The sequence below is a fragment of the Shewanella sp. SG44-6 genome (genome assembly GCF_014164185.1).
Taxonomy (GTDB): domain Bacteria; phylum Pseudomonadota; class Gammaproteobacteria; order Enterobacterales; family Shewanellaceae; genus Shewanella; species Shewanella vesiculosa.
This window is the reverse complement of sequence record NZ_JACJER010000060.1, coordinates 20863-28811: the sequence shown is the minus strand read 5'-3', so window position 1 is coordinate 28811 and position 7949 is coordinate 20863. Positions and strand designations below refer to the sequence as shown.

General features: G+C 35.0%; 10 protein-coding genes. All 10 read left to right on the top strand.

Annotated elements, in window-relative coordinates:
* The first annotated feature begins 587 nt into the window (after nt 1-587).
* The 10 genes from H5185_RS12210 (at nt 588) to H5185_RS12165 (ending at nt 7565) form a co-directional block, all read left to right on the top strand.
* Nucleotides 588-1043 carry a hypothetical protein gene (locus H5185_RS12210; RefSeq protein ID WP_182742227.1) on the top strand — a complete coding sequence of 152 codons (456 nt, stop codon included), beginning with the start codon at nt 588-590 and terminating at the stop codon, nt 1041-1043.
* A gap of 697 nt (nt 1044-1740) precedes the next feature.
* Nucleotides 1741-3138 carry a DNA cytosine methyltransferase gene (locus tag H5185_RS12205; RefSeq protein WP_182742226.1) on the top strand — a complete coding sequence of 466 codons (1398 nt, stop codon included), beginning with the start codon at nt 1741-1743 and terminating at the stop codon, nt 3136-3138.
* A 174-nt stretch (nt 3139-3312) separates the two neighbouring features.
* The gene (locus H5185_RS12200) at nt 3313-3645 is read left to right on the top strand and encodes a hypothetical protein (RefSeq protein WP_182742225.1); all 333 of its coding nucleotides are present in this window, start codon (nt 3313-3315) and stop codon (nt 3643-3645) included.
* A 233-nt stretch (nt 3646-3878) separates the two neighbouring features.
* The gene (locus tag H5185_RS12195; protein ID WP_182742224.1) at nt 3879-4043 is read left to right on the top strand and encodes a hypothetical protein; all 165 of its coding nucleotides are present in this window, start codon (nt 3879-3881) and stop codon (nt 4041-4043) included.
* A gap of 498 nt (nt 4044-4541) precedes the next feature.
* Complete coding sequence (locus tag H5185_RS12190; RefSeq protein ID WP_182742223.1) at nt 4542-4850, top strand: hypothetical protein; 309 nt, start codon at nt 4542-4544, stop codon at nt 4848-4850.
* A gap of 17 nt (nt 4851-4867) precedes the next feature.
* Complete coding sequence (locus H5185_RS12185) at nt 4868-5323, top strand: hypothetical protein (RefSeq protein ID WP_182742222.1); 456 nt, start codon at nt 4868-4870, stop codon at nt 5321-5323.
* Entirely contained in the window at nt 5324-5728 is a 405-nt protein-coding gene (locus tag H5185_RS12180; protein WP_182742221.1) for a hypothetical protein, read from the top strand. It begins immediately after the preceding gene.
* Nucleotides 5729-5906: 178 nt separating this feature from the next.
* Entirely contained in the window at nt 5907-6458 is a 552-nt protein-coding gene (locus tag H5185_RS12175; protein WP_182742220.1) for a hypothetical protein, read from the top strand.
* A 506-nt stretch (nt 6459-6964) separates the two neighbouring features.
* Entirely contained in the window at nt 6965-7246 is a 282-nt protein-coding gene (locus tag H5185_RS12170; protein ID WP_182742219.1) for a hypothetical protein, read from the top strand.
* Between the two features lie 181 nt (nt 7247-7427).
* Nucleotides 7428-7565 carry a hypothetical protein gene (locus H5185_RS12165; RefSeq protein ID WP_182742218.1) on the top strand — a complete coding sequence of 46 codons (138 nt, stop codon included), beginning with the start codon at nt 7428-7430 and terminating at the stop codon, nt 7563-7565.
* Nucleotides 7566-7949: the final 384 nt, after the last annotated feature.

The window sequence follows — 7949 nt, the reverse complement described above, 5'->3', positions numbered from 1 at the left end:
TTCGGCTAAACTGTCCACATCAGCATTCAATTCAATTCGGCTAAACTGTCCACACCAGCATTTCATTCAATTCGGCTAAACTGTCCACATCAGCATTTCAATCAATTTGACTAAAAACACCTAACGGTCCAATTATAAGATCTTACTATCTAAAATTTTTCAAAAAAAAACGATCGCCTACAGCAGCTTTATTTACAAACCGCACCGCCTAAATGATTAAGGCACTGATATTAATGCATTTATTTTTAAAGCTAATACTTAAAAACTCAGATCACTGAGGAAGTTATCCACAAAAAACTGTCCTCATTCGCGGCTAAAAGGTCCACATTCAGGGCTAATATGTCCACAAAAAAAGCTAAAGTGTCCACAAGCAAGGCTAAACTGTCCACAAAATGCAAAAATACCTTTTTATTATCAATAAGATACAAGTGCTGTAGATCTTGTAGCTCTTGCTGTAAAAAGAAAGTAGATCTATATATTAAAGATCAAATAAATAAATTTATTTGATTTGATCTTTTTTTCTAAAGGTATAAAATCTTGCGATACAACCAAATGTGTTTATCTAATTTTTGATGTTGAGCTAAAAAATGATTGTTAATAAAACGATTTTGATAATCCAAGGTGAAATCAAACCCGAGGCTAAAGCCGGAGATCCAGCTCATCAATGCTTCACTAGTTCACAAATGAATGCTTTGAATCGTTATGACCACTGGCAGCTTACTAAACACTTCGATATCTACTTTTTCAATGTCAGTCTCGGTTTAGTTGGATTCAACGATAAAATACGAATCAAACGTGTTTTGTTCAATAAGAGACTAGGATCAATAGATATTAAATTAATCATAAATAATCTTTATAGCAAATTGAGGAAAATTAACAAATCTGCCAAATTGGTAGTCATGCTCGACTCACAACTAAGGTTATATTTCATGTTTAACTTAATGGTTAGAGCTGAAATCAAAAATCGAGTCTGGATTGGTTCTGAAAGCATAGGTCTTCAAAGGAAGGAATTGAGATTATTGGCAGCTGAGACAATTAATTAAACACATCCGCAATAAGGACATTCATGGATTTATTCATATTTATAACCGCGATTTTATTACTAATTTCATGTTTAATGTCAGTTATTTACATACTAAATAAGCAAGACCATTAAGACTAAAGCGAACACGAATGAAAGCTATAAACTTAACTACATCAAGAAAATATACAAACGAGAAATTACTCAGTTTAAGCAATGAGATATTGGGAATAACTGAGGGCCCAATAGTCGAAAGCATTGAACGTATGCCAACCACCTTTAACAATTATGCATGTGACGCATTAGTTAAATGCAATAGCTATTTAAAGCGAAATGTACATGTCAACATAGCCAACGTTGCAGATACGATCCACTTAAACCTCCCGTTGTTCGTAAATTACGCACAACCCCGCCATTACTTATGTGCTGTTATTTTTGATTGTGACCAGAACACATTTAACCTGTTATACCCTTATATGAATGTCATGAATATCTTACCGGTAAGAGTTTAACTTAATTCATGGACTAGTATATTCACTATTAATCAATCACATACTTTTTTCTCGTTAGTTATTAACACAAATATAGGTAAAATTTCCCCTACCCCGCCCCAACGTTTCTATCACTAAATATAATACGCAAAAACACCCCTCACTTCCTTGTGCGAAAAATATTTAATGCTTTAATAACTGTACATATCGAGTAGTGGAAATTAAATCATGCCAACAATCATTAATAGAAATTTAGGACTAAATAGAGGTCTGCCAAGGGTGTATCTTGATGGCGTTCAAAATGGCTACAAGCTCATTAATGAGAATATAAATGTAGGTGACTCCTTCAGCTGTAAGTTTTCAGATAAGGCTATACACCTCATCTTCAGTGATGACGGTGATCGCATTGTCAGCAGACGAAAAAAAGGTGATACGTATTTACCCTTGATCGATATTAATTCACAGGAACTAGAAAATATTTTTGATGAAGGTGCATTACTAAGAATTACAATCAAGAACCGTGTAATCGTCATAAAAGAACATCAACAGAACGCAAAAATAGAGAAGCGAAACAGAGCGCTTACAAACAAGATTATCAATGGTGAAGCGATAACGATAGCTTCACTTTGTCACGGTGGCGGTGTGCTCGATCGAGCTATTCATTCAGGCCTCCAAAAAGCGGGTATAAAGTCAAAGCTAGGAATGGCGGTTGAAATAGAGCCTGCTTATTTAGAATCGTCGATACGCAATAATACAATGCTTTGGCACAGTGACTCAATTGTTATTCAATCAGCTATTGAAGATGTCACATTTTCAGAAAAATCTGAACAATATCAGCTGCTCTCAGTTGGACTTCCATGTCTAGGGGCGAGCAAAGCTGGCCGTTCTAAAGGAAAGTTAACATTTGCTGAAGATCATGACACAGCTGGGGCTATCTTCTTTTATGCTCTTAATGCAATAAATTATTTGAATCCTGCGATCGTCATCATAGAAAATGTAGTCGATTATGAAAAGACTGCTAGCTTTTCAGTAATCAAGTTAGTACTTAACAAACTAGGGTACGAACTTCATTATCGTGAACTAAATGGTATGGATTTTGGTGCAATTGAGAATAGAAACCGGATGTGTCTAATTGCTATTTCTAAGGGGTTGGACATTGATTTTGATATAGACAGTCTAAACCCAACAACGATTGCAGGCACCAAACCATTGAATTCTATTATCGACACATCAATTGGTCCAGATTCAGATAAATGGCGTTCTTTTGACTACCTTGTAGCTAAAGAAATCTCAGACAAAAAAGCAGGTAAGGGATTTGGGCGTTTAATGGTTACACCAGAAGATACAAAGGTTGGTGTAATTGGTCGAGGTTATGCAAAGTGTAGAAGTTCTGAAACCTTCTTGAAGCACCCTTCAGACGAAAGTTTGTCTCGAATATTTACTGCTGAAGAGCATAGTAAAATTAAAGGTGTACCAGTTGATTTAATCCATGGAATTAGTGAAACAGTAGCTCACCAGATCCTTGGTCAGGGAGTTACATTTGGGTGCTTCGAAAGCATGGCAATGCACTTAGGTAATAGTATTAATCAATTAAAAGGCGAAATAGAAATTAAATTGTGTGCGTAATATTAATGTCTCGGGTCATTATTAATTTTAAATGGCCCCATTAGCTTTAACTGAGTGTTCATCCATTTTCAGATGAATAGTTTTCTTTTCACTTGCTTGCAGCGTTGTCAAGATATGCTCTAATAGCTTTAAGTAGGAATGTTGAACACAATAGGCACCGAGAACCTGAAAAGCATGGCGGCTTTAAAGCTTGGCCCCCCCCCTTTGCTGGGACAATATTATAGTAAATACAGATATGATTTAGGTGAGGTTATGATGTCTTTAAAAACAAATATTAGAATTAAGTATGCTGGTAATGACTTGCCATTTCCTGATTTAGACGCTGCATTGAAGGCTTTATCAACCAACTTTTGCAGTAAATCGGTAAGCTTGCTTTATGCTAGCAACTCGCTCCAAATGACTGTAGTTGTGTTTATAGATGTTTTACCGGATGGTTCGCTTAGAAAGTCCTATGGAAACTGTGAACCACTGGATATCGAATGGTTATATAAGGATATAGCAGCGTAAGGAGTGGTTGATGATTCTACTGTGTGCGTTATTCATATTTGTGAGCTTTTACATTATGCTGCAAAGGAAGTGTAAATTTATGCAGCCTAAATTCGTACTTCTTATTTTCCTTACCATTTACCTATCCTTTGTCGCTTTGTATATGGGTTACCATAATTTCCAAATCTTTTTATTATTAATTTCTGTAGCCGTATTTTTAGTTATGCGGTTACTTAGAAGGTGGTCAAGTTATTATGAAAAGTAAAATTATTATCATGATTTTAGCTAGTGTATCTGTTTTGTTTGGATTGCCTTTTTATGACAAGTATGGCGCAACCGGATTTGTGGCATCAGCTACACTCACTTATACTTCATTAATCGTCATTTTATTGCTACTGGGAAAAGTAAAGCTAAGATAATTAAATCACTTTGCTCTACCCCATATTTATGGGATGATAACTACATTATTATAAGTAATTAACTCAAAGTTGATCATAACGAACTCCACTGCCTGCTTTTGCAGGCATTTTTTTTATTTTCAATCTCAATCCAATAAAAAATTTACATCCCTGACAATAACAATATAAATCCCACCGTGGGATTACTCACATTTTTTCTTATGTATTTGATTCACATCAAAAAGAATCAATTCATAGCTACACTTATAGATACGTAAAAACCACCCTCGCTCGGTATTGCTTACGCTTTCTCGTACAAAACTGCTTTCACTTCTGATGATAACAAGTGCGTGTTAAAAATATTAATTTTGTCACTGATTAACATAAAATTACTGTTAATCAGTGACAATAATTTTATGATCAAAATTTTTTATCACTTCAAGATATTAACCTTTCATTTCCTTGCACCAAAATTAATAGATGCTCTAATTAACCTCTATCAACGTTATAGGGTTAATTATGAAAACTAAATCATTGGGTAAATCATTTGGTAACGCAATCCTAATCAATGCTCATGGCAAAGCCTGTGAGCATCAGTTAAGTGATGCTGATTTAGATGCAATCCAATCTATGTTTTCTAAAAAGAAGTGGATTTCGTCTTTTAGAAACGTCATCAATCAAACAGTATCATTTCACTCTCGTAAAAAGCGGGACCTTGGAACAGATAGTCTTTTATTAAAGATTGTAGGTAGCAAATACATTATTGCGACTACAACGTTTTCAGATTCGAACAAAACTGAAAATGAGTATTTTGAAATAATCATATGAGAGTGAGTTATTAACTTATGTTAGAAGCCAACAAATTTTTATCGCAGTTCCAATCTATCAAGACAAACCACTGCTTAATTAACGTGATCAATGATGGCCCATTAGTAAAAGAAACTAATTTTTTTGAATCTGAGCTATGCAATTCAGGTGTTATTTACATATCTTGGAATGCGAATGAAGGTAGATTGTTTCTATCAGAACTACATAAAGATGCACTAAAGGAAATAACCTCTTCTAATGTAACTTACGTAATCATGAGAACCGGAACCTTTTCATTTGGATTAAATGGTATTGAACTGATGTTCGAAGATGGTTCGTTAGCGCCTTACAGTATAACAATTACAGATTTAGCTTCAGATAGGAAAATAACAACCTTCCCTAACAATGAAACTCGACTTCACATCTACACAGCAGATGGCCTACAAAAATCATTTAAGGTCATTCATCTACCAATGGATAGTTTAGGGTATTAAATGTTAATAACATCATTCACTCCTTTTCGTGACCGTGACATTGAAATTTACAGTAAGTATAAGGTATATCGTAATCTTAATAATAGCCAATTTAGTCTTTTGGCCATGTCAGGTGAGTTTAAAGGCCTAGTCGTTGGGCATGCTAATTATATCGAGTTGAGTGATGTTGATTTTACCATTTCAGAAAAATCACGTTTAAGAGCTGTTAAAGAAAAAACAAGAAATGTTCACGCTTTCGCAATTGGCAAATTAATGGGATTTGAGCCAAGCAACTTAGTTAACCGTTTACAGCAAATCACCTATAATCCATTTCAATTAGATAGGTTCATTTACGTTCACAACTCAAAGCCATTGATCTACACGGAAAAACTGATTCTCGATAATGGTAAGGCCTTTGCAGCTTAAATGGGTTAAATCCCACAGTGGGATTTAAACCTGTTAACCTTCAACCAATTGATTTAAGTTAATAAAATACAATTTATCAACTAAGCTCATCAATTCAAAAAAAGTACCCTCAAACTATTGCAGCAAATCTGAGTCATGGTTTAATTAATGTTATTCTTTATCGTTATTGGATTTCATTATGAATATCGTGGAACAAGCTATCACTCATTTACTCTCACTTGAACTCGACGACCGGACCTTTCTTAAACTTCTAAGAAGGGAAGCGATAAGGTTAAGACAGCAAATAGATGAGTCTATTGTTAGTACTGCTTTATCTGAACTATACCCTTTTTTCGAAAATAGTCAGATCACTACTTTAGTTAACTATTTACATTCACACTATGAGCGCAACAATCACCACCCTGCCCTTAATAATTTATTATCGTTGTACACTGAAGAAGGCATCTTAGTCCTATCCAATACAGATGGTTCAATCAAAGTAGTACATTGCAATAACAAGCAATGCAGTCGTATTAAATACCCTATTCAGGTTAGTCATTGGATACTTGATAGAGGCGTTTGTGGTGATGCTGTATATGAGTCCCTTGAAAAGGCTATTAAATCTGAGGGGCTTATATCGCTGAAGATAATTGAAGATAATCTTGAAGAAATTCAAGATAACTTAATTAAATCGGAGTGCGATTTTCAGGAGAGATATAAAGAATCATTTGGTGAATATAGGCTCAGTTAGCTGTAATTGACAAAAAATGTAAAAAAAATATTTATCCTATTGCTGCCGCTTTCTCCCAACGTACTAAACTCAATCAGTTAAGCTAATTGTTCGCTGCTAGATTTAAAGCTAAGGGACGAATTTGCTATACTGTCTTCGCAAGCTCAGCCAGTATAGCAAATCCATCCCGCAGCTCAAAAAGCGAGCTGCCATGCTTTAAATCCCATTTCAATTTTTTAATAATTTATTTTTTCTTTTTCAAATTCTGTTGGTTATTCACAATGATTTTGATTGAGAAGGGTGTTCACATGTAGACGCACCTATTAGTCCACTACATTAATTAGCCAGCTTAGTGTCCACCAGCTTTGTGAGTTAACACATGTGCAGTTTTGATTTGTGTATCATTCACTAGAAATGCAGATAGTTATAAACCTAATAACCCGCCAAAAAACTACCCTCATTTACTTGCAGCAAACTTATCCTATGGTTTAATGAGATTATATAATTATCATCACTAAGTGGCCCACATGAACCAGTTAACAACAATCTTAGCAGCGAAACCTTTAAAAATAATTGAGTGCAATATGGCTTGCTTGTTTGACTATGATGTACCAAGCGATTGCCCTGAGTGGTTTTGGGTTAAATCTAATTCATCTTTCAAGCGGAACGATAACTTTGAAGGTGGGGTATGGGATTTTATCCTGAACTTGGCAGTGGATTTCTCTGATATACCTTTAACCTTACTCCCATTATTTGATAGTGCTAAAGCGGCTGACATCGATTACATCTTATTTCACCAAGGATGTTAACCATTCAGTGTTTGATATATCAAGTCCAATAACTAAGCTGCCACCGGCAGGCTACCTTGATAGTGCAATAGTGTATGATTCGTGAATTGATTATCGACTAAACCCTAAGCGAACTGATACAAAGGAATGCTTAGTACCTTATTAAATCGCGATGGTAAATAATAACTGCTCGACTGCAAGCATGGCTAATCGACCAGGAAAGTTAGGGGGAATCATTGGTGACCTCATAGTCATGTTCGGATTCACTGAAGGCGGGTTAAATCCTAATTTTGGTGAGTCTATGCTTGGTTTACCTCAAGACTACACCAATATTTTTTAACATCAAAAGCCGCAGCCGTGAAAGAGACTTTCTTGGCCTCTTTTCAATTTCCTATATATCTCTTTTTATTATTGCCTCACAATTTACTCGCTCTTTTTTACCTCGCATATTTTTTATTTACTCACATTTTTTGCTGTTTGCTTATGATGTTGAATATATGCCAGTTTGGATTTCTTCATCCCTGATCTTATACGTAAACGTCTCACTTAGTCATGACCACTTTTTTTGGCTTATTTAACACAACCTTGACCCGAAGGAGATCTGCTGCATTTGTGAGTGCTTCACATATAATCTTTTTTTAGTGTTAATTCACTTTATACTAATCCCGCATCTATTGAGTTAATCATTAACAAAACATTCTCTATCGCATGTGTAAAATAAAAT

What these genes read in the sequence shown, in the direction of transcription:
- H5185_RS12165 (WP_182742218.1), top strand. Translation starts at nt 7,428, where the DNA reads ATGGCTAATCGACCAGGAAAGTTAGGGGGAATCATTGGTGACCTCATA.
- H5185_RS12175 (WP_182742220.1), top strand. Translation starts at nt 5,907, where the DNA reads ATGAATATCGTGGAACAAGCTATCACTCATTTACTCTCACTTGAACTC.
- H5185_RS12170 (WP_182742219.1), top strand. Translation starts at nt 6,965, where the DNA reads ATGAACCAGTTAACAACAATCTTAGCAGCGAAACCTTTAAAAATAATT.
- H5185_RS12195 (WP_182742224.1), top strand. Translation starts at nt 3,879, where the DNA reads ATGAAAAGTAAAATTATTATCATGATTTTAGCTAGTGTATCTGTTTTG.
- H5185_RS12205 (WP_182742226.1), top strand. Translation starts at nt 1,741, where the DNA reads ATGCCAACAATCATTAATAGAAATTTAGGACTAAATAGAGGTCTGCCA.
- H5185_RS12185 (WP_182742222.1), top strand. Translation starts at nt 4,868, where the DNA reads ATGTTAGAAGCCAACAAATTTTTATCGCAGTTCCAATCTATCAAGACA.
- H5185_RS12190 (WP_182742223.1), top strand. Translation starts at nt 4,542, where the DNA reads ATGAAAACTAAATCATTGGGTAAATCATTTGGTAACGCAATCCTAATC.
- H5185_RS12200 (WP_182742225.1), top strand. Translation starts at nt 3,313, where the DNA reads ATGGCGGCTTTAAAGCTTGGCCCCCCCCCTTTGCTGGGACAATATTAT.
- H5185_RS12210 (WP_182742227.1), top strand. Translation starts at nt 588, where the DNA reads ATGATTGTTAATAAAACGATTTTGATAATCCAAGGTGAAATCAAACCC.
- H5185_RS12180 (WP_182742221.1), top strand. Translation starts at nt 5,324, where the DNA reads ATGTTAATAACATCATTCACTCCTTTTCGTGACCGTGACATTGAAATT.